We start from the raw sequence: 20,170 nt of genomic DNA on the forward strand, positions 1-20,170 counted from the left end.
TGCTGGTGGTTCAGGCGGTCGCGGCGCAGCGCAGGGGTGCAGCGATCGGGGTGACGCAGTCGGGGTGCCATGCACCGGCGATGCGCAGCACCCGGCCGAGCTCACCGAGGAGGTGATCGGGGACGCGCACATCGCCCTGGCGGCCGTCGAGGCAGTGGAGCAGCACGCGACAACAGCCGCCGGAAGATGATCCGCTGACGGGTCGTATCCGTACCGGTAAGCGAAGCGCTGCCGTAGGCTCATCCGGGACCTACTACAACCCGTCGTCAACGTTGATCGGATCGTGGTGGTTCAGGTCGCCAGGCAAAACCGGACACGGAGGTACCAGGTGACCGACGACGACGCGGAGATCACCGCCTGGGCTCTCGCGGCGGGCCGGGGCGACCAGGACTCGGCCACCCGCTTCATCCGGGCGACCCAGCAGTGCGTGTGGCGTTTCGTCGCCAACCTGATCAGCCCCTCCGAGGCCGACGATCTGACCCAGGAGACGTATCTCCGGGCGATGCGCTCGCTGCCGTCGTTCGCCGCGCGCTCGTCGGCCAGGACCTGGCTGCTCGGGATCGCCCGGAAGGTCACGGTGGACCACGTCCGCGCGGTGGCGAGACGTCCGCGCACCACCCACCTGTCGGACTGGCACGACGCCCCGGACGCACGCGGCAGCGCCTTCGACACTGCGGTCGTGCTCGACGATCTCCTGTTCTCGTTGGCACCGGACCGACGCGAAGCGTTCGTCGCGACCCAGATCCTCGGCCTGTCCTACGCCGAGACCGCCGAGGTGTGCGGGTGCCCCGTCGGCACCATCCGCTCCCGGGTGGCACGGGCTCGAGAGGACCTGGTTGCCGCGGTCAACGCGAGCCCGCAGCCGGCGCGGCGGCGGCACGGCACCGCCGCCAGCTGAACGGCGACCAGCGCGAAGCCGCCACATCGCCGATTGCCCAGGGAACCAGGACGCCCCATAAACCGACTACCGGTACATGGGGTGTGAGCAGTGGCGGGAGATCCTGTCCGCGCAGTTGGACGGCGAGGAGACCCCCGCCGAGCAAGCCTGGGCCGGCGCTCACCTTGAAGGGTGCGCGACCTGCCGGCGATGGTACGACCAGGCCGCTGCGGTGACCCGGCGGACCCGCCTGACGCTCACCGCACCGGGGCCTGATCTCACCCACGTCATCCTGGCCGCGCTCCCCGCGCCTCGACGACTGCGAGACCGACTCGCGCTCACCCTGCGAGCCGGGCTCGCCCTCATCGGCGCGCTTCAGCTGGTATTGGGCCTGGCGCAGATCGGCCGCGGCCCGTCCGACGCCCACGCCCACGATGCCGCCGGCGCTCTCACCTCTGGGCACCTGTGGCACGAGGCCGCCGCCTGGAACATCGCCGTCGGCGCCGGGTTCCTCTTCGTGGCAGCCCGACGTACGCCCCCCACCGGGCTGTTGCCGACCCTGAGTGCCTTCGTCGGCACGCTCATGCTGCTCTCGGTCAATGACCTGATGACCGGCCGTGTGGAACCCGCCCGCCTGGTCAGCCACGGCTTCCTGCTCGTCGGGTACCTGATCGTCGTCGCGTTGGCGCAGACCAGGCGGCACCGTGACGGGCCTCCGACGCAAGGCCGGACCGACCGCCCCGCCTGGCGCCTGTCGGCCGGCGACGAGCCGCAGGCCACCCAGCCGAGGCTACGACTGGCGCCACCCCACCCGGGCACGGCACGGATCCGCGACCGGTCAGCGGCCTGACCGGCGGGAGCGCCCTCGCCACTACGCCGGACCGTCCGCCGCATCAGCCGTGGACCGCGTGACGGCAATTGCCCGCCGGTCCGGAACTTTCGCGCGACGGCGACCGACCAACGAAGCAGCAAGCAACCATCGGAGGAAGAATTCATGCGCACCACCAGCCCTTTCGGATCGCGCCGACGCTCGGCCGTTGTCCTCGCCACCGCCGCTGCGCTCGTGGCGGTCGGTGCCGCGGGCTGCGGCTCGTCCGACGGGTCGTCGACCGCGCAGCCGAGCCCTTCCGTGTCGGCCAGTGCCGCTGCTGGTGTGGTCACGATTCGCGACCCGTGGGTGAAGGCGGCCGACAAGGGGATGACCGCGGCCTTCGGGACCCTGGTCAACGACAGCGACACCGATGTCACGGTGACCGGTGTCGCGACGTCGGTGTCGTCGATGGAGCTGCACGAGATGGCCATGAAGGACGGCAAGATGGTCATGCAGCAGAAGCAGGGCGGCATCGTGATCAAGGCCAAGAGCACGCACCCGCTGGAGCCCGGTGGTGACCACCTGATGCTGATGGATGTCAAGCAGCCCGTGCGGGCAGGTGACGAGCTGACCTTCACCCTCACCTTCGCCGACGGCAAGACCCAGCAGTTCTCCGCCGTTGCCAAGCCGTTCACCGGTGCCCAGGAGAGCTACGCCCCGGGCAGTGGCGAGCCCATGCCCGGCATGAGTGCCACGCCGGAGATGAGCATGAGCCCGGCATCGTGACCGACACGCCAACTGCCCGGCCGTTGAGCAGGCGTGGCCTGCTCACCGGCGGGGCGCTGACCGCCGGAGGCGCGCTGGCCGGTGGTGCGGCGGTCGCCGCGACCCGTACCGACGGGACCGCGCGACCGAAGGCCGGCGTGGACACGACGCCGGTGGCGAACGTCGGCGGCCTGGTCGAACCGTTTCACGGCGTCCGGCAGGCCGGGGTCGCCACCGAACCGCAGGCGCACGCGTCGTTCGTGGCGCTCACCCTGCGGGCCGGCACCGACCGGGCCGCGCTGGGTCGGTGGCTGCGGCTGCTGACTGACGACGCCGCCCGTCTCACCCAGGGCCGAGCCGCTCTGGCCGACACCGAGGCCGAACTCGGGCTGCTGCCCGCGCGGCTGACCGTCACCTTCGGGTTCGGGCCCGGTCTCTACCGTGCCGCCGGCGTCGACGACCGCCGGCCGGCATCGGTCACCGACCTGCCGTCGTTCCGCATCGACCGGCTCCAGCCGGCCTGGTCGGGCGGTGACCTGCTGTTGCAGATCTGCGCGGACGACGCGATCACCGTGGCGCACGCCCAACGGGTCCTGATCAAGGACAGCCGACCGTTCGCCACCGTGCGGTGGGTGCAGCAGGGCTTCCGGCGCAGCCCCGGCGTCGAGCCGGGCGGCCACACGCAGCGCAATTTGTTCGGTCAACTCGACGGCACCGCCAACCCCCGGTCGGGGACCCCGATGGACTCGGCCGTCTTCGTGGCCGACGGCCCGGCGTGGCTACGCGACAGCACCACACTGGTGCTGCGGCGGATCAGCATGAACATGGAGACCTGGGATCTGCTCGGCCGCACCGATCGCGAACTCGCCGTCGGCCGGCGGCTCGACACCGGCGCACCTCTGACCGGCACGGCCGAGCACGACGAACCCGACTTCGCCGCCACCGGCCCGGACGGCCTCACCGTCATCCCCGACTTCTCCCACATGACCCGCGCCCACGTCACCGACGACCGGTTCAAGATCCTGCGCCGGCCCTACAACTACGACGCCGTGCCGACAGCCGAGGGTCATGCGGACAGCGGCCTGATCTTCACGTCCTACCAGGCCGACATCGCCCGGCAGTACCTGCCCATCCAACGCCGACTGGCCGACCGGGACCTGCTCAACGAATGGACCACCCCGATCGGGTCCGCCGTCTTCGCCATCCCTCCCGGTTGTCAACCGGGAGGATGGGTCGGCGAGCAGGTGCTCGGATGACCACGCCAACCGGAGTTTCGTCATGACCGTACCGTCGTCCCGCCCCACCGCCGTCCGGCTCGGCGCGGCGGTGCTCGCCGTCGTCGTGGCGCTGCTCATTCCGGCCAGCCCGGCGTGGGCCCATAACTCGCTCAGGTCGGCGGCACCGGTTCAGGAGTCGACGCTGTCCAGCGCGCCTACCGAGATCGTGCTCGAATTCGCTCAGCGGCTCGATCCGACGTTCACCACCATCGTGCTCAGCGACGCCGCCAAGCGGAGAATACCCACGGGCGACCCAATGGTCGGCGGAGCGAAGGGGTCGGTCCAGGTGAGCGAGGCGCTGCCCAACGGCACCTACACCGTCGCCTACCGGGTCGTCTCCACCGATGGCCACCCGGTCCAGGGGTCGTACCCGTTCACGGTGGCCGACCCCAATTCCAGCGCCGCGCCGATCGTCAGCACGACGACCAACACGCCGTCCGCCGCCGCGTCGGTGCAGGACGACGATGGCCCGGGCGCTGGCCTCCTCGTCGCCGGCGGCGCGCTGGCCATCGTCGTCGTGGTGGTTGGTGGGCTGCTCTGGCGGCGAGCGAGCCGTCGATGACCAGCCCGCTCTTCCGCGGTCGCGTCATCTCACCACTTCACAGGTCAAGGTCAACACGTGTCCGACACAGATTCCCGGCAGCTCGCCGCCGACGATCCTGGTAACACCCAGACCACCGTCCCGGCGCCAGCCAGGCCGGCCGCGACGGCCACCGCCCGGCCCCGGTTCACCGCATCTACCGGGTTCGGCTGGTTGACCATTGTCGCCATCTGCGCCTCGGGTGTCGCTCTGCTGCTGCTCGGCCTGCGGGTCGGAGGTGCCCTCGCCGCCGCGATTCCGGGCCTCCCGGACGCGGGGCCGGTCACGACCTGGGCGCTACCGGTGGTCCGGCTCCTCTGCGACGGTCTCGCCACCGTCACCGTCGGCATGCTGGTGACCGCCGCTTTTCTGCTGCCCGGCGACGGCCGGACCGTCTCACCGCACGGCTACCTGCTGCTCCGGCGAGCGAGCCTCACCGCGCTCGGCTGGGCGGTGGTGGCGCTGTCGCTGATGGTGCTGACGGTCTCAGACCTGCTCGGCCAGCCGCTGGAGACGCTCAAGCCCGCGACGGTCGTCAGCTTCGCCACCACGATCTCGCAAGGGCAGTCGCTCATGCTGCAGGCCGGGCTGGCCCTGACCGTGGCGCTGCTCGCCCGCGCCGGCGTGTCCCGAGGGCTTGCCGCGACGGTCACGATCCTGGCCCTGATCGCGGTGCTCCCCCCGGCCTTCACCGGCCATTCCACCGGGGCCGGCAATCATCAGATCGCGGTCACCAGTCTGGCATTGCACGTGCTCGCCGCCGCGGTGTGGATCGGTGGGCTCGTCGCCCTGTTGATGGTGCGCCGCAGTCGACTGCTGGCCGAGGCCGTCGCACGCTACAGCCGCCTCGCACTGGGCTGCTTCGTCGCCGTGACGGTGAGCGGGCTGGCCAACGCCGCCGTCCGCCTCGGCGCGGTCGACCAGCTCTGGCAGTCCCGCTACGGTTGGCTGGTCCTCGGCAAGCTCGCCGCGCTGGTTGTCCTCAGCCTGCTCGGTGCGGCACACCGCTCCCGTACCCTGCCGGCATTGCGTGCCGGGCGGTCCTGGGCGTTCGGGAGACTTGCCGCCGGTGAGCTGATCGTCTTCGCGGCCACCGTGGGGTTGGCCGTGGCGCTGTCGCGCAGCCCCACCCCCATCCCGGTCTCCGGCGTCGACGCCGACCCGATCACCGAACTGCTCGGTTTCCCGATGCCCGCCGCTCCCACCGCGGGGAACCTCCTCGGACAGCCGCTGCTGGACATGTTCTTCCTGACCCTCTGTGCTCTCGGTATCAGCGGCTACCTGGCCGGTGTGCGGCGGATGCGCGCTGGAGGCCACCGCTGGCCGATCGCCCGGACGGCGAGCTGGGTGGGCGGGCTGCTGCTACTCGCCGCGACCACCAACCTCGGCGTCGCCCGCTACGCGTACGTGCTGTTCAGCGCCCACATGGCCCAGCACATGGTGCTGTCGATGCTGGTGCCGATCCTGCTGGTCGGCGGCGCACCGGTCACCCTCGCCCTGCGCGCCCTGCGCCGACCGGCCGACCCGCAGGTACGCGGCGCCCGGGAATGGCTGCTGATCGCCGTACACAGCCCGGTCACCAAGCTGCTCACACACCCGCTCGTCGCACTCGGCATCTACACGGCCAGCCTGTTCGGCCTGTACTTCAGCAATTTGCTCGGCGTCCTGATGCGCTCCCACCTCGGTCACCTGGCGATGCTCACCCACTTCGTCGTCGCCGGCTACCTGCTGTTCTGGGTACTCATCGGCGTCGACCCCGGCCGCCGACGGCTCCCCCATCCGCTGCTGGTGATCATCCACCTGGCGTCGATGATGGCGCACGGTTTCTTCGGCTTGGTCCTCATGCAGACGACCACCGTCATCGCCCCCGACTGGTACACCGCCGTCCACCCCGCTTGGGTGTCGTCACTGCTGAGCGACCAGAAGCTCGGCGCCGGCATCGCCTGGGCGTTCGGTGAACTGCCCGCCGTTGTCGTCATGATCGTCCTCATTCGCCAGTGGATCCGCGCCGACATGCGCGAACAGAACCGCCTCGACCGGGCAGCCGACCGGGCGGACGCCACCCGCGAAGAGGACGACCTCGCCCGCTACAACGCGTTCCTCGCCGCGGCAGGGCAAGCCGACAGCGATCCAGGGCGCACGGCCGAGCCCGAGCAGCACTGACCCTGCGGCCAGAGCCGCCCGCCACATTCTGGGGAACCGCGAGGGCTTTCGTTGGGCCGGAGCTGACGCGACGAACCACCGGGCGACCATGCCAGCAGGAGGAACACCCCCTGGGTGCTTCTCGCGAATTCCGATCGGATGAACATGTCTCTCACCGAGTTGTCCGGTGCGTCGACGCCGGAACCCACCACAGCCGACGAAGCTGCAGCTCGACCCTCCCGGCGTATGTCGCCGTTCGGCGCGCTGCTGCTCCGGCTGCATTTCTACGCCGGCATCCTCGTGGCGCCCTTCCTGGTGGTCGCCGCACTGACGGGGCTGGCCTACACCACCACCCCGCAACTGGACAAGACCCTCTACGGCGACCAACTGACCGTCGCTCAGGTGGGTGACCGTCTACTGCCGCTGGCCGACCAGATCGGGGCCGCGCGAAACGCGCACCCCGACGGCAGCATCGCCACGGTGCAGCCCGGCGACGGCGACCAGACCACCCGTGTGACGTTCTCCCTGCCGGAGCTCGGCGAGAAGCAGCACACCGTCTACGTCGACCCGTACACCGCGCAGATCAAGGGACAACTGACCACCTGGTTCGGCTCCACCCCGGCCACCACCTGGCTGGACGACCTGCACCGCAACCTGCACCTGGGCGTGGTGGGCCGTCACTACTCCGAACTGGCAGCGAGCTGGCTCTGGGTGCTGGCACTCGGCGGAGTCATCCTCTGGTGGCGCCGCCGCAGCGCCATCCGGGCCACCGCCCGGCACCTGCTCGTGCCGGACCTGTCCGCAGGAAAGGGTGTCCGCCGCACCCGGGGCTGGCACGCCACCACCGGCATCTGGCTCACCGTCGGCCTGCTGTTCCTCTCGGCCACCGGGCTGACCTGGTCCCGCTACGCCGGGGCGAACTTCGGTGCCGGCCTCGACGCGCTCCAGGCCCGCGCTCCGGAAATCTCCACCAGCCTCACCGCCGATCCCGCCGTGCCAGCCGAGACCGGTGGCGGCCACGAGCACGGTGCCGCCGGAGCGGGCGGCGTCGTCGTGTCGGCAACCTTCGACCAGGTGTCGACGGCTGCCCGCGCCGCCGGTCTCTCCGGCCCGGTCGAGATAGCCCCCGCGGCGGAGCCGGGCTCCGCCTGGACCGTCACGCAGGTCGACAACACCTGGCCCGTCGCGAAGGACCGCGTCGCCGTCGACCCCGCCACGGGTACGATCACCGCCCGCAGCAAATTCGCCGACTGGCCCCTGCTGGCGCAACTGAGCGGCCTCGGCATCCAGGCCCACATGGGTCTGCTGTTCGGTCTGGTCAACCAGATCCTGCTCGCCGCACTCGCCCTCGGCCTGCTCTGCGTCATCGTCTGGGGCTACCGCATGTGGTGGCAACGCCGACCCACCCGCACCGACCGCCCGGCGATCGTCGGCACCCCGCCGGCCCGTGGGGGTGTCAGGGGTCTGCCGCTCTGGGCACTGCTGATCGGCGTACCGGTGATCGCGGCGATCGGTTGGGCGCTGCCACTGTTCGGGCTGACCCTGCTGGCGTTCCTTCTCATCGACGTCGTTGCGGGCGCGGTGTCGCGACGCCGACGGCCTGCCGTGATCCCCACCTCCCCCGCGCCTGCCGGCAGTTGACGCGCTGACGGGGTTCGGTCGCCCGTCCGCCGAATGGGCGGCCGAACCCCGCGTCTGGTGGGTCAGGATCCAGTGGACCGTCGGCCGATGGATGTGACCAGGCTCTGCCGCATCAGCCCACTGAGCATGTCCCGGACGTCCTCGACCATTGTCGGGTCGAGGTCCGGCCGATGACCGGTGACGGTCTCGGCCTGCAGTTCGAGGGCGGCGGCGTAGCCGGGACCCCGCAGCCGCCGGGCCAGCAGCACGCCCAGCTCGATGCCAGCGGTCACCCCTGCTGCAGTAAGCAGTTCGCCGTCCTCGACCAGTCGGTCGTCGACGGCGACCGCCCCGTAGTGGTGCAGGTACGGGCGAGCGCCCCAGTGCGAGGTGGCCCTCCGGCCGGCCAGCAGGCCTGCGGCGCCCAGCAGCATCGACCCGGTGCAGACACTCGACACCGTGGTGGCCATACCCGCCAACCGGGCGATCTGCCCGAGCAGTTCAGCGTCGGCGAGAGCCGCAGCCAGCCCCCCGCCGCTGCCGGGCACGACCAGGACGTCGCATCTGGTCAGGTCGGCGAGACCGGTGGTGGCCACGACGCACAGGCCGGTGTCGCTGGGCACCACCGTGCCGGCGCCGCCAGTCGAGGCAAGGTGCACCGTGGCGCCCATTAGCGAGGCGAGGAAGAACTGCGGCCCGGTGAGGTCAAGGGCGGTGAACCCGTCCTGGGTTGGCCTGCCGGAGCGTCCTGAGGTGCTGCGGTCACGAAGAGCGGCCGGCCGGTGAGGGGATGCGCGAGGATCGCGCTGCGTACCCCGAAGACCTCCTGCAACCGGGCCGGGGTGAGAACCTCATCCAAAACGGCCAAAGTTTAGGTCAGTGGGTGGGCGACATATCGATAGGTCAGGGCTTGTCCGAGGTCGTCGTGCAGTTTCTGGTAGCTGTCTGCTGCTTCAGCGAGCATGAGGTCGTCATCGAGGACGCGTCCGGGCAGGAGGTCGACACGCTGCACCGGCACCTGGTGGCGCTGCGTCCGACGTACGAGATCCGGATCGGCGGCGAGAAGGCCGCAGAGGTTCGCAAGAATCTGCTCACGCCGTTTCGCGACAAGTTCACCATCGACGTGCCGGGGCCGACGACCTGGAGATGAAGGGTGACCTGCTTGACCACGAGTACGTGATCGAACGCGACGGCACCGAGGTGGCCGCGATCTCCAAGCGGTGGCTGACGATCCGGGACACCTACGCCGTGCGGGTCACTGCCGGCGTCGACCCGCTGCTCATCATCGGTAGCGTCCTCGCGCTCGACCTGGCCTTGGCCCGCGACAAGAAGAAGAAGGACGACGACGGCTGACCCCCTGGGCGGCAGCCGCATCGCTCGGGATCGGGCTGGCGGCCGGGACGCTCTGACGCGTTCCTGCGCCGCGAACAGCCCCTAGCCAGGCTGGACAGGAGCCGTCGGCTGCGCTGCTGGATGTTGTGGTTGAGGTGGAACACGTTGTGCGGGTCCCAGATCGAACGCGGTGCCGCAGTGGCTGGACGCCGTGCCGCGTCCGCGACGTCGTACCGCCGTACGCCTGCAGACCGATGTCGGCCCGGCGGGCGCCGGGGTGTGCAGGTCCGACGCGCCGCGCAGCAGGGAACGCCTCGATCGCGGCGGTGGGGAACTGCCTCCGGATCGACGACATCAGGAGGCTCGGCTGCTGACCTCCCGCGGCTGCCACGGCTCAACCAGGGCTGAGGGCGACAGTGGTCAGGAGAGGCCACGGTCGACGGCGAAACGACCGGGCAGGATCGTCAGGGGCGTACCGCCGTCGGCCCTGGCGTCGGTCACCAGGAGCGTCGCGGTGAAGGTGCCGGCATCCGGGTCGATTGTCACACGTGCGTCCTCGAAGCCCAGCCACCGCCAGGTCACCGGAAACCAGGCCTTGTAGACGGACTCCGTTGCGCTGAACAGGAGCCGTCCCCAGTGGACGTCGGGATGGCTGCTGGCGAGCCGGTCGAGCAGGTCAGCCTCGTCGGGCACGGTGATCGACTCGGCGACGCCCTCGGGTAGCGGCCCGTTCGGCTCGGCGTCGATGCCGAGCAGGTCGACATCGGCGGCGCGGGCCACGGCGGCGGCCCGGTAGCTGGCGCAGTGGGTGATGCTGCCGCGCATTCCGTCCGGCCACCGCGGCTCGCGCCTGGACCCGGGGTGGATGGGCGCGTCCGGATAACCGAACGTGCGCAGCGCCATCCGGGCGCAGCGGCGCGCGGTGATGAACTCGCGGCGGCGAGCCTCGACCGCCTTGGCGATGAGGTGCTCCTCGCCGGGGAAGGGCGCCTCACCCGGCAGGTCCTCGAACGCCTCGACTGCCACGACGGCCGAGGGCAGCAGCGCCGCTAACACGTGTCGCCGTGCGGGATGCGCCGCACCGCGCACCATCGGTCCCCCCGCCGTCCCCACCGGCGCGACCGGCTCGTCGACCGCGACGACGAGCCGGTCGGTTCGGAGCTCGGGTGGGGGTCGGCCGACAATCCCGCGATCCCTCTGAGCGAACGCCTGCGGATCACTGACCTCTGCGAGTATGCCGTCACATCGGCCGATTCTGCCGACACCGCCGTTCGCGCCGCAATCCGCAGCCTGAGCCATGAGGTCGAGGACACGCCGGCCGGCCCTGGTCAGGCGTCGCGCTGTTCGAAGACGGCGTAGGCAACGCCGAAGAGCAGGAGCACCGTCACGACCATGATTCCCAGCCCGGTCCACGGGCCAAGGCCGGACCCATCCGGTACGACGACCATGACCCGTTGACCGGCGACGATGGGGTAGTACCGGGAGATCGTCTCGGGCAGGAAGCCGAGCATCAGCGGCAGCACGAGCGTCACGGCGATCGTCGTGGTGATCGCGCCCGCGGTCGAGCGGATGAGGAACCCGCAGGCTACGCCCAGCAGACCGACCAGGAGGAGGTACACGCCGCCGCCGATGACCGCGCGTGGGACGCCGGCCGCGCCCAGGCTGGTGTGTGGGGCGTCGACGCTGGACAGGACGGCCTGACCGAGAAGGATGGCCCCGAACGCGGCGACCTGGCCGGTGACGAGGGCGACGACGGCGAAGACGAGCGCCTTGGCGCCCAGCAACCGGCCGCGCCGGGGAACCGTCGTCAGACTGGACCGGATCATGCCGGTGCCGTACTCGGAGGCGACGATCAGCACCCCCAGGACGCCGATGGCGAGCTGGGTGAGCAGCACGCCGCCCAGCAAACTGACGTTGGCCGGATCGAAGCCGACCTGGTCGGCCGGCGAGCGCTTGGTCCACATGTTGCCGGCGCCGGCCGAGAACAGTACGGCGAAGCCGAACGCCAGGACCAGCACCGCCAGCAAGGTGTACCGGGCGGATCGCAGGGTGCGGAACTTGGTGCCCTCCGAGCGGACTGCGTCCGCGAAACTGGCCGGCGGCCCCGCCGAACCCGGAGCCCAGGGTGTCACGTCGGTCATCGGGTCGCCTCCGCGTCGGGCTCGATCTCGGTGTGGAATTCGACGCTCTCCCTGGTGAGCGCCACGTAGGCCTCTTCGAGGGAGGTGCGCTGCGGCGTCAGTTCGGCGAGAACCACGTCGTGGGCGGCGGCCAACGAGAAGATCGCCGCGCTGTCCAGGTCGGCGACGACCAGCGCGCCCTCCGTGCTGTGGTGCACGGCGGCGCCGCAATCGGTGAGCAGGCCGGCCAGCTTCTCGGCCTGCCCGGTGCGGACCAGCACCCGGCGCTGGGCGTGCAGGCGGACGAACTCGTCGATGCCCGTGTCGGCGATCAGACGGCCCCGGCCGATGACGATGACGTGACCGGCGGTCAGCGCCATCTCGCTCATCAGGTGGCTGGAGACCAGCACCGTGCGGCCCTCCCGGGCGAGCCGCTGCATCAACTGCCGGATCCATCGGATGCCGTCGGTGTCGAGCCCGTTGACCGGCTCGTCGAGAAGCAGGACGCCGGGGTCGCCGAGCAGTGCGCTGGCGATGCCGAGGCGCTGGCTCATGCCCAGCGACAACCGGCCCGCGCGTTGGTCGGCGGCGGCGGTCATGCCGACGACGTCCAACACCTCCTCGACCCGTTGTCTGGCCAGGCCGTTGCTGTCGGCCAGGCAACGCAGGTGCTGCCGGGCGGTGCGGCTCGGGTGCACGGCACGCGCGTCGAGCAGCGCGCCGACCTCGCGCATCGGGGCATTGAGTTCACGGTACGGGCGTCCGTGGACAAGCGCCGAACCGCTCGTCGGACGATCGAGGCCGAGGACCATCCGCATCGTGGTGGACTTCCCGGCGCCGTTGGGCCCGAGAAACCCGGTGACACGGCCCGGTTCCACGGTGAAGTCGAGCCCGTCGACCGCGACCTTCGTGCCGAATCGCTTGGTCAAGGACCGAAGCTCGATCATCGGGCCACCTCGACCTGCTCGGTGTCGTCCGGAACCGTAGAGCCGGGCTGGTCCACGCTGGCGCGGTGCCCGGGCCACCAGGCTCGCCGGCCGAGCAGGACGGTGAGGCTGGGGGTCAGGAACATCGCCATCACGAACGCGGTCAGGAAGATCCCGAACCCGACGGCGAAACCGATCGAGGCGAGCATCTCGTTGTTGGCCAGCATCAGCGCTGCGAACGAGCCGGCCAGGATGACGCCGGCCGCGCCGATCGTCGGACCGGCGCGGTGTACCGCGATCGCGCCGGCCTCTCGCGGCGTGCGACCGGCCTTCATCTCCTCACGCAGACGGGCGACCATCAGGATGTTGTAGTCGGTGCCGACCGCCACCACGAACATGTAGACGAGCATCGGCAGGATGAACGGCAACCCCGGCTCGCCGCGCACCTGCTGCACCCCGACCACCGTGGCGCCGAGCGTGGCCAGGAAACCCAGACCCACCGCGATCATCAGGTAGACGGGGGCGACGACGCTGGTCAGCATGAGGCCGAGAATCAGCATGATCACGATCGCTGCCACGGTGAACACCACCTTGTAGTCGCGTTTCAACGCGGTGCCGAGGTCGGCGTTCTGCGGGGTGGTGCCTCCGAGCAGGATCTCGGTGCCGGCCGGGGCCGAGCGGCCGACGGCCTGCCGGATCGGGCCGGCGACGGCGCGTTCGGCCTCGATCGAGTTCGGGTCCCACTCGAGCGCCAGGGCGAACAGGGCTGTCGTCTTGTCGGGACTGAGTTGAGGGCCGTTGACCTGCGCCACGCCGTCGATGTCGGACAGCGTCTTGCCGTACGCGAGGACCGGGTCCTGCTGCAGCGGTCCGCTCGTGCTGCGCACGAAGACGAAGGTCGGGTCGGTGGTGCCCAGGGGGTAGCTGCGTTGCAGGTCGCGGGACGCGATCTGGGAGTCGGTGCCGGACGGCAGTGCGCCGGTCAGATCGAAGCTGTGCTTCGCGCTCAGGCCGGGAATCGCCAGCCCGATCAGAACCAGAGCGGAGAGCGCGGCGAACAGCGCCGGACGCCGGCTGACCGCCGCACCCAGGGTGCCGAAGCGGGCCGTCGGGGATTCGTGACGCCACGACTTCGACGGCCAGAACACCCGCGTCTTGAGCAGCGACACGGTGGCAGGCACGAGAGTCAGGCCGGCGAGCGCGGTGATCGCGACGGAGATGGCCAGCCCCGGACCCATGGCCCGGAACATGGCGAGGTCGGAGAGGGCCATGGCGAGCATGGCGACGATCACCACGCCGGCCGCCGAGGCGATCGCGACGCCGACCCGCTGGATCGCCGCGGTGATCGCCGCCGTCGGGTCCAGCCCGGCTCGCAGTCCTTCCCGGAACCGGAAGAGCAGGAAGAGGATGTAGTCGGTGCCGATGCCGAAGAGCACCACGATGAGGATCTGGCTCAGGCTGGGATCGGTGACCAGGCCCAGTCCCTGCGCGGCCATCGCGGTCAGGCCGTTCGCGATGAGGTAGACGATGGTGATCAGCACCACCGGCAGCAGGGCCACGACCGGGCTTCGGAAGATCAGAATCAGCAGGATGAAGATCAGGCTCAGGGTGGCCAGCATGACGAGGGCGTCGGCTCTGCTGGACGACTCGTCCAGGTCGACGGAGACCGGTAGGGATCCGGTGAAGTTGATCTTAAGGCCGGTGCCGTTCAACTGTGTCTGGGCGGCGTCCCGCAGTGGCTTGAACGCCTTCCGGAGCTCCTTGGCGTTGTCGTTGGTGCGCTCCGGCATCTGCACCTGGACCAGCTGTACCAGCTTGTTCGGCGCCGGCGGGGCCGCGGTGACATCCTCGACGAGGTGCAGTTGCCGGGCCTTCAGCGCGGTGACCATGGCAGCCACGGTGCTGTCGTCCTCGCTGGTCAACGGCGCCCCGTCGGTGCGCTGCACCACGCCGACCGCGGAGGGCTTCTGCTGGTTGGGGAACGCCTTTTTCTGCAGGTCCAGCGCCTTCACCGCGCCGTAATGGGCGGGCAGGAAGTCGGACTGCGACGCACTGGTCGGCAGCGGCGGAGCGAGTCCCGCGATCACGAATGCGGCGACCAGCCAGAAGGCGATGACCAACCATGGCTTCCCGATCACCAGGCGTACGGTCCGGACCAACATCAACGGGCTCCCTTCGCGGCGGGCCGCACACCGACGCACGACCAGCTCCCGGTTTTATTTGACCGTTTCCGCGGACGGTGGGGGAGCGCGGAAAGGCGGATCGTGGACCTACCAAAGTCGGGCGGCTCTCACCGGCGATGCAACTTCCGTAGGTTCTTCGATCGCCGAGCGTGATTGCGAAGGTTCGCGGCGTTTACTGTGGGAGGGTGAAGTTCGCCGTCTCCGGGCCACCTCGCACCGCGATCTTCGACGGCGCCGTTGTGCTGTTCGCCGTGATCGGCAACATGAGCATGGCGGTCGGTCCCTCCCCGGTGATGAAGGCTCACCACGGCCTGTCCCTGGTCGCCCTGCTGACGGTCTCCGCGACCCTGCTCTGGCGACGGCGCCTGCCGCTGACCGTGGCGTGGCTGGTCACCATCGCGACCGCCGTGATGGTCCTGGTGGATCAGGTTGCCCCGGACCTGCTCGTCCGCCCCGGAGCCGACCGTTCGACCCTCGTCTGGGCGCCGCACGCGGTGCCGTTCGCGATCTACAGTGCCATCCGGTTCGCCGATCGCCCGGTCGCCCGGTGGATACCGGTCGCCGCAATGGCGGTGCTGGTGGCACGTCCGTGGCCGCCGACCACCGGCCGGACGGCGCTGCAGAGCATTCTGCTGCTGGCGGTCGTCCCGGTCTGCTTGGCGCTCTACCTGGGCGCCCGCCGGCGGCTGCTTCAGGCGTTGGTCGACCGGGCCGACCAGGCAGAGTTGCTGGCCGAGCGGGCGCGGGCCGAGGAACGCACCCGGCTGGCCGCCGAGATGCACGACGTGATCACCCATCGGGTCAGCCTGATGGTGCTTCAGGCGGGTGTGCTGAGTATCACGACGGGCGACCGCGGAGCCCGCGAGGCGGCCGAGAACATCCGGGAGGTCGGCTGTCAGGCCCTGGACGAGCTGCGGGACATGGTCCGGATCCTCGCCGACGACGAACCGGAGACCACCGAGCCCGACGACGAGCCACTGCCCGACTTCAGCCCGCTGATCGAAGCGTCGGAATCGGTCGGGGTGCCGGTCGAGGTGATCGGCGAGGGGCCGTCGCCCTGCACCTCGGCCGTGGTCGGCCGGACGGCCTACCGGGTCGTCCAGGAGGCGCTGACCAACATCCGCAAGCACGCGCCCGGTGCCCGGGCGCGCATCCACGTGCGCTCCGACCAGGACCAGGTGCTGCTCAGCATCCACAACGGGCCGCCGTCCGGCACGACCGACACCGCTCTCTCCGGATCCGGGTCGGGTGCCGGCCTGCTCGGTCTGCGCCAGCGGGTCGAGCTGCTCGGCGGGACCCTGAACGCCCAGCCAACCGACGACGGCGGGTTCCGCATCGACGCTACCCTGCCCGGAAACGCCCCCGCCCATCGCTGAACTCCGCCTGACGGCGGTCGAGGAGTTTCATGCCAGCGAAGCAGATCCGTGTCGTTCTCGTCGACGACGAGCCGATGGTCTGCGCCCACCTGCGCACGATCTTCAACATCGCGGACGACATCGAGGTGGTGGACGAGGCGTACGACGGTGCCGCGGCGGTGGAGTCGGTCCTGCGCTACCAGCCCGATCTGGTCCTGATGGATCTGCGGATGCCCGGCGTCGACGGTCTGACCGCGATCACCCGGATCAACGCGCTCCGGCAGCCGCCGATCATCGTGGCGCTCACCACCTTCGACGTCGACACGTACGTGATCAGGGCCATGACGGCCGGGGCCGCGGGCTTCTTGCTCAAGTCGACGCCGCCGACCGACCTGATCAACCTGGTCCGCGTCGCCGCCGACGGGCATACCGTGCTCTCCACGGCGGCCACCCGCAAACTCCTCGCCCCGGTGGCCGACAAGCAGGCGCCACGGGACCGACGACTAAGCCTCGTCGACGCGTTGACCGAGCGGGAACGCGAGGTGCTCGCCTGCCTGGGTGACGGCCAGTCCAACTCCCAGATCGCGGCCGAGCTGCATCTGACCGAGGCGACCGTCAAGGGGTACGTGTCGCGGATCCTGGTCAAGCTGCAGTGTGCCAACCGCACCCAGGCGGCGATGCTGGCGTTCGAGATGGGCCAGCGTTGATCACCCAATCGATGCTTTAGCCTGAATCCGTGGACCGGGATTGGTGTGGTCTTCGGAGCGGGGTCGGGTTGATCTTGCGGGTTTGAGGGCGTGGTTGGTCCGCTGGTCCTGGTCCAGCCTGCTCGGTCGCTGCTTGTCGGGGCGGTTCGGGTGTGGATGCTGTGTGTGGTGTGTGCGGCGGTGGATGTCGTGTCAGGTGAACACGACTTTCCACAAGGTGAGCCAGGCGATGGCGCGGGGCCAGCGGATCCAGGCTAAGAAGCTGGCGAGCGGGTTGCAGGAGGAGTCGCCAGGTGCGGTTGACACGGATGCGCAGGCACCTACCCGGCCTGGCCATGGCTGCCGTTTTGGATGTGCGGGAAGAGACGGACGCACCGCGCGCCGGGTTGCCGCGCCGCAAGGTGTCTCCGAAGCAGGCCAACGTTCTGGATGACATGGCGGATGTCGAATGCACGACCGGCGCAGCCAGGCTTGGTTACTTCCGGTCGTCGGCTGTTTCTGGTCATGTCCCGGTGGGTAGCTCCGTCTCACCCCGTAGGTGCCCAGGGTGACCGGACTTCTCCCCAACCTGACGGGTGCCAGCTATGCGCGACTGCCGTTCCTATTACGGCTGCCGTCGCTGTGCATCGGCTCCTGCGTCAACGGGATCGACTGCGTCCTGCCGTGAATGTAGCGTTCCCGGACGCACCTGACGAAAACCGCGAAAGGCGTGTTGGGTGAGGCTGGAGCAGCGCGATTGATTGCCGAAGCACGTTCGGCCGGCCCATGGAGTCCGGCGTGGGGGACGAGTTATCGATAGCGATGCACAGCGTTCATTCACGCGCGGGACGTACCGCGTCCGGCGGTGCGCCCGTTTCATCTCACGGACCATCAACCCGATGACGGCGGGGCACCCGTCGTGGGCCGGTCTGGTCGGGCGGGACGAGGTGCTTGGCGGTCTCGTTGGCGGCGACGTTGACGACCGTGAGCGCGGCGAGGGTCGCCAGCACCACAGGTGGAAGCGGGGCGAGTCCGAGTGGCGCGGCGAGTGGACTGAACGGCAGCGCGACGGTGACCGCGATGAGCAGCAGACCGGTGCCGGCCAGCGCCGCGGAGGGGCGGCTGCGCAGGACGCTGCGGTTGGAACGCAGCACCAGCAGCACGATGATCTCGGTGGCGGTGAACTGGACGAACCAGGCGGCGCGGAAGACGTCGGTGGGCACGTGCCACCACCAGTGCAGGGCGACCAGTACGAGGAGGTCCACGGCGATGCTGATCGACCCGTACACCAGCATGAACCCGCGGATGGTCCGGACGTCGACGGTGCGGGGGTGCTGGAGCTGCTCGGGGTCGGCGTGGTCGCTGGACAGCGTGATGTACGGGATGTCGGAGAGGAAGTTGAGCAGCAGGACCTGACGGGGCAGCAGCGGCAGGAAGGGCAGCAGGAGCGTCGCGATGCTCATGCTGACGACGTTGCCGAAGGATGCGCTGGTGTTGACCCGGATGTACTTCAGGGTGTTGGTGAACGTGCGCCGGCCGAGACGCACGCCGTCGGCGATCACGTCGAGGTTCTTGTCGAGCAGCACGATCGCCGCGGCCTGTTTGGCGACGTCGACGGCGGTGTCGACGGAGATGCCGACGTCGGCGGCGTGCAGCGCGGGGGCGTCGTTGATGCCGTCGCCGAGGAACCCGACGACATCGCCGCGGTGTCGCAGCGCGGTCAGGATGCGCTCCTTCTGCAACGGATCCACCTCGGCGAACACGTTGACGTCGGCGATCCGTTCCGGTAGCTGGTCGTCGGGGCAGGCGGCGAGGTCGGCGCCGACAAGCGGTTCGCCAGCGAGTCCGACGCTGGCGGCGACGTGCCGGGCGGCGTGCCGGTTGTCGCCGGTCACGAGTCGGACCGTGACGCCCATGTCGGCGAGGCGGCGGATCGCGGCGGCGGCGTCTGCGCGGGGCGGGTCCTGGAAGGCGAGCAGCCCGACCAGCGTCATCTCCCGTTCGTCGGTGATGGTGACGGCGGTGGCGCCGGGCATGGGCCGCACGGCGAGGCCGAGCACCCGGCTGCCCTGGTCGCTGAGCCCGGTGAACCGGCGCAGGATCCGCTCGCGTACCTCGTCCAGCGGCACCGTGCCGGCGGCGGTGCGTGCGGTGGCGCAGACGTCGAGCACCGCGCGTAGCGCACCTTTGGTGACCAGGAGCGGCCCGCCGCTGTCGCGCACGAGCAGGGACAGGCGTTGGCGGGTGAAGTCGTAGGGCGCTTCGGCGATGCGGGCGCCCAGGTCGGCCGGTGGTTGTCCCGTCATGATCGCCGTGTCGATGGGGTTGGGAAATCCGTGCTGGAGGCCGGCGTTGAGCCGGGCGAGCCGGGTCACCTCGGCGTCCGGCTCGCCGTCGACCGAGAGGCAGCCGGTGAGGGTGACCGTTCCGGCGGTCAGGGTGCCGGTCTTGTCGGTCAGGAGCACGGTCATGGCGCCGAAGTCCTCGATGACGTCGAGGCGTTTCACGATGACCCGGTGCGCGGCCATCGCGCGGGCGCCGGCGGAGAGGCTGACCGCGACGATCGCCGGCAGCATCTGCGGGGTCAACCCGACGGCCAGGGCGAGGGAGAACAGCAGGGAGTCGATGACCGGGCGGCGCAACAGCAGGTTGGCGACGAAGATGCCGACCAGCAGGACCACCATGATCCGCACCAGCAGCAGCCCGAAGCGGGTCAGGCCGCGCTGGAAGCCGGTGCTGGCGGGGCGGGAGGCGACCCGGCGGGACACCGCTCCGAAGGTGCTGTCCCGGCCGGTACGCATCACCACCGCGCGTGCGGTGCCGCTGGCCACGTGCGTGCCCATCCACAGCGCGTTGGCGCGTGCGGTCAGCTCCGCGTCCGGCGGGGACGGGTCGCTCGACTTCGCCGCCGGGAACGACTCTCCGGTGAGCACCGCCTGGTCGACCTGCAGTCGCCCGGCCTGAACGATCCGGCAGTCCGCGGGAACGACGTCCCCGGCGCGCAGCACCACGAGGTCGCCGACGACAATGTCCTCGACCGGTACGGACACCTCACGCCCGTCACGGACCACGTCGGTGTCCACCCGCACCCGGGCCTGCAACGCGTCGACGGCCCGCCCGGCGGCGTGTTCCTGCCAGAAGCCGAGGCCGCCGCTGGCGGCGACGATGGCCAGGATGATCGTGCCGTCGATCAGGTCCCCGACGGCCATCGACAGCACGGTCGCGGCGATCAGGATCAGGATGATCGGGCTGGTGAACTGCGACAGCAGGAGCCGCCAGCCCCGTCGGGCGCCCGCGTCGACCCGGTTGGGTCCGTGCTCGCGCAGCAGGGCGGCGGCGCGTTCGCCGGTGAGCCCGTCCGTGGACGCCCCGACGGCGGCCATGGCCTCCGGCAGCGGCCCGGTCCAGAACGCCGCGCGCTCGTCCTCTGCTCGTCCCACTGCGCACTCCGCGGTCCCTGGCCACCCTCTCGAGTGACGCTACCGATCCGGCCCAC

The 20,170-nt window shown here is 70.3% G+C and carries 17 protein-coding genes and 1 pseudogene; 12 read left to right on the plus strand and 6 right to left on the minus strand.

The annotated features are described in order from the left end of the window. The first annotated feature begins 64 nt into the window (after positions 1-64). From OG505_RS13845 to OG505_RS13880, 8 genes are all read left to right on the plus strand, one after another. Complete coding sequence (locus OG505_RS13845; RefSeq protein WP_405433672.1) at positions 65-190, plus strand: hypothetical protein; 126 nt, start codon at positions 65-67, stop codon at positions 188-190. A gap of 138 nt (positions 191-328) precedes the next feature. Then, the gene (locus OG505_RS13850; protein WP_405433673.1) at positions 329-898 is read left to right on the plus strand and encodes a sigma-70 family RNA polymerase sigma factor; all 570 of its coding nucleotides are present in this window, start codon (positions 329-331) and stop codon (positions 896-898) included. A 76-nt stretch (positions 899-974) separates the two neighbouring features. Then, the gene (locus tag OG505_RS13855) at positions 975-1,727 is read left to right on the plus strand and encodes a zf-HC2 domain-containing protein (RefSeq protein WP_405433675.1); all 753 of its coding nucleotides are present in this window, start codon (positions 975-977) and stop codon (positions 1,725-1,727) included. Positions 1,728-1,871: 144 nt separating this feature from the next. After that, positions 1,872-2,474: a copper chaperone PCu(A)C gene (locus tag OG505_RS13860; RefSeq protein ID WP_405433676.1), complete on the plus strand. Its 603-nt coding sequence runs from the start codon at positions 1,872-1,874 to the stop codon at positions 2,472-2,474. 23 nt (positions 2,475-2,497) lie between these two features. Further along, positions 2,498-3,709, plus strand: coding sequence for a Dyp-type peroxidase (locus OG505_RS13865; RefSeq protein ID WP_405434492.1), 1,212 nt, complete (start codon positions 2,498-2,500; stop codon positions 3,707-3,709). 22 nt (positions 3,710-3,731) lie between these two features. Continuing rightward, positions 3,732-4,292 carry a copper resistance protein CopC gene (locus OG505_RS13870; protein ID WP_405433678.1) on the plus strand — a complete coding sequence of 187 codons (561 nt, stop codon included), beginning with the start codon at positions 3,732-3,734 and terminating at the stop codon, positions 4,290-4,292. Positions 4,293-4,349: 57 nt separating this feature from the next. Next, positions 4,350-6,473: a cytochrome c oxidase assembly protein gene (locus tag OG505_RS13875; RefSeq protein WP_405433679.1), complete on the plus strand. Its 2,124-nt coding sequence runs from the start codon at positions 4,350-4,352 to the stop codon at positions 6,471-6,473. A 144-nt stretch (positions 6,474-6,617) separates the two neighbouring features. After that, positions 6,618-8,093, plus strand: coding sequence for a PepSY-associated TM helix domain-containing protein (locus OG505_RS13880; RefSeq protein ID WP_405434494.1), 1,476 nt, complete (start codon positions 6,618-6,620; stop codon positions 8,091-8,093). Between the two features lie 62 nt (positions 8,094-8,155). Here OG505_RS13880 and OG505_RS13885 read toward each other — a convergent pair. Further along, positions 8,156-8,788, minus strand: a pseudogene (locus tag OG505_RS13885) (DJ-1/PfpI family protein); the annotation flags it as partial. A gap of 74 nt (positions 8,789-8,862) precedes the next feature. Here OG505_RS13885 and OG505_RS13890 point away from each other — a divergent pair. Both OG505_RS13890 and OG505_RS13895 read left to right on the plus strand, forming a co-directional pair. After that, positions 8,863-9,222, plus strand: a complete 360-nt coding sequence (locus tag OG505_RS13890) for a hypothetical protein (RefSeq protein ID WP_405433680.1) — start codon at positions 8,863-8,865, stop codon at positions 9,220-9,222. After that, the gene (locus OG505_RS13895) at positions 9,219-9,425 is read left to right on the plus strand and encodes a hypothetical protein (protein ID WP_405433682.1); all 207 of its coding nucleotides are present in this window, start codon (positions 9,219-9,221) and stop codon (positions 9,423-9,425) included. Before OG505_RS13890 ends, OG505_RS13895 begins: the two co-directional genes overlap by 4 nt. 399 nt (positions 9,426-9,824) lie before the next feature. On the opposite strand, the gene OG505_RS13900 is transcribed toward OG505_RS13895, so the two are convergent. The 4 genes from OG505_RS13900 to OG505_RS13915 form a co-directional block, all read right to left on the minus strand. Beyond that, positions 9,825-10,430: a 4'-phosphopantetheinyl transferase gene (locus OG505_RS13900; RefSeq protein ID WP_405433684.1), complete on the minus strand. Its 606-nt coding sequence runs from the start codon at positions 10,428-10,430 to the stop codon at positions 9,825-9,827. A gap of 302 nt (positions 10,431-10,732) precedes the next feature. Next, a complete protein-coding gene (locus OG505_RS13905) occupies positions 10,733-11,545 on the minus strand; it encodes an ABC transporter permease (RefSeq protein ID WP_405433686.1) in 813 nt (270 codons plus the stop codon). Further along, entirely contained in the window at positions 11,542-12,471 is a 930-nt protein-coding gene (locus OG505_RS13910) for an ABC transporter ATP-binding protein (protein ID WP_405433687.1), read from the minus strand. Before OG505_RS13910 ends, OG505_RS13905 begins: the two co-directional genes overlap by 4 nt. After that, positions 12,468-14,612, minus strand: a complete 2,145-nt coding sequence (locus OG505_RS13915) for an MMPL family transporter (RefSeq protein ID WP_405433689.1) — start codon at positions 14,610-14,612, stop codon at positions 12,468-12,470. The genes OG505_RS13910 and OG505_RS13915 overlap by 4 nt, the downstream gene beginning before the upstream one ends. 206 nt (positions 14,613-14,818) lie before the next feature. Between OG505_RS13915 and OG505_RS13920 the strand changes: the two genes are divergently transcribed. After that, positions 14,819-16,009, plus strand: coding sequence for a sensor histidine kinase (locus OG505_RS13920; protein WP_405433690.1), 1,191 nt, complete (start codon positions 14,819-14,821; stop codon positions 16,007-16,009). A gap of 29 nt (positions 16,010-16,038) precedes the next feature. After that, on the plus strand, positions 16,039-16,695 hold the full coding sequence (locus tag OG505_RS13925; protein WP_405433692.1) for a response regulator: 657 nt from the start codon (positions 16,039-16,041) through the stop codon (positions 16,693-16,695). An 860-nt stretch (positions 16,696-17,555) separates the two neighbouring features. On the opposite strand, the gene mgtA is transcribed toward OG505_RS13925, so the two are convergent. Then, on the minus strand, positions 17,556-20,114 hold the full coding sequence (gene mgtA / locus OG505_RS13930; protein ID WP_405433693.1) for a magnesium-translocating P-type ATPase: 2,559 nt from the start codon (positions 20,112-20,114) through the stop codon (positions 17,556-17,558). Positions 20,115-20,170: the final 56 nt, after the last annotated feature.

This window comes from Micromonospora sp. NBC_00617, assembly GCF_045161355.1.
Taxonomy (GTDB): Bacteria; Actinomycetota; Actinomycetes; order Mycobacteriales; family Micromonosporaceae; genus Micromonospora.

Coding starts and splice junctions, on each gene's coding strand:
- OG505_RS13855 (WP_405433675.1), top strand. CDS start 975: ATGGGGTGTGAGCAGTGGCGGGAGATCCTGTCCGCGCAGTTGGACGGC.
- OG505_RS13895 (WP_405433682.1), top strand. CDS start 9,219: ATGAAGGGTGACCTGCTTGACCACGAGTACGTGATCGAACGCGACGGC.
- OG505_RS13870 (WP_405433678.1), top strand. CDS start 3,732: ATGACCGTACCGTCGTCCCGCCCCACCGCCGTCCGGCTCGGCGCGGCG.
- OG505_RS13915 (WP_405433689.1), bottom strand. CDS start 14,612: ATGTTGGTCCGGACCGTACGCCTGGTGATCGGGAAGCCATGGTTGGTC.
- OG505_RS13890 (WP_405433680.1), top strand. CDS start 8,863: ATGCGCGAGGATCGCGCTGCGTACCCCGAAGACCTCCTGCAACCGGGC.
- OG505_RS13905 (WP_405433686.1), bottom strand. CDS start 11,545: ATGACCGACGTGACACCCTGGGCTCCGGGTTCGGCGGGGCCGCCGGCC.
- OG505_RS13880 (WP_405434494.1), top strand. CDS start 6,618: ATGTCTCTCACCGAGTTGTCCGGTGCGTCGACGCCGGAACCCACCACA.
- OG505_RS13925 (WP_405433692.1), top strand. CDS start 16,039: ATGCCAGCGAAGCAGATCCGTGTCGTTCTCGTCGACGACGAGCCGATG.
- OG505_RS13860 (WP_405433676.1), top strand. CDS start 1,872: ATGCGCACCACCAGCCCTTTCGGATCGCGCCGACGCTCGGCCGTTGTC.
- OG505_RS13910 (WP_405433687.1), bottom strand. CDS start 12,471: ATGATCGAGCTTCGGTCCTTGACCAAGCGATTCGGCACGAAGGTCGCG.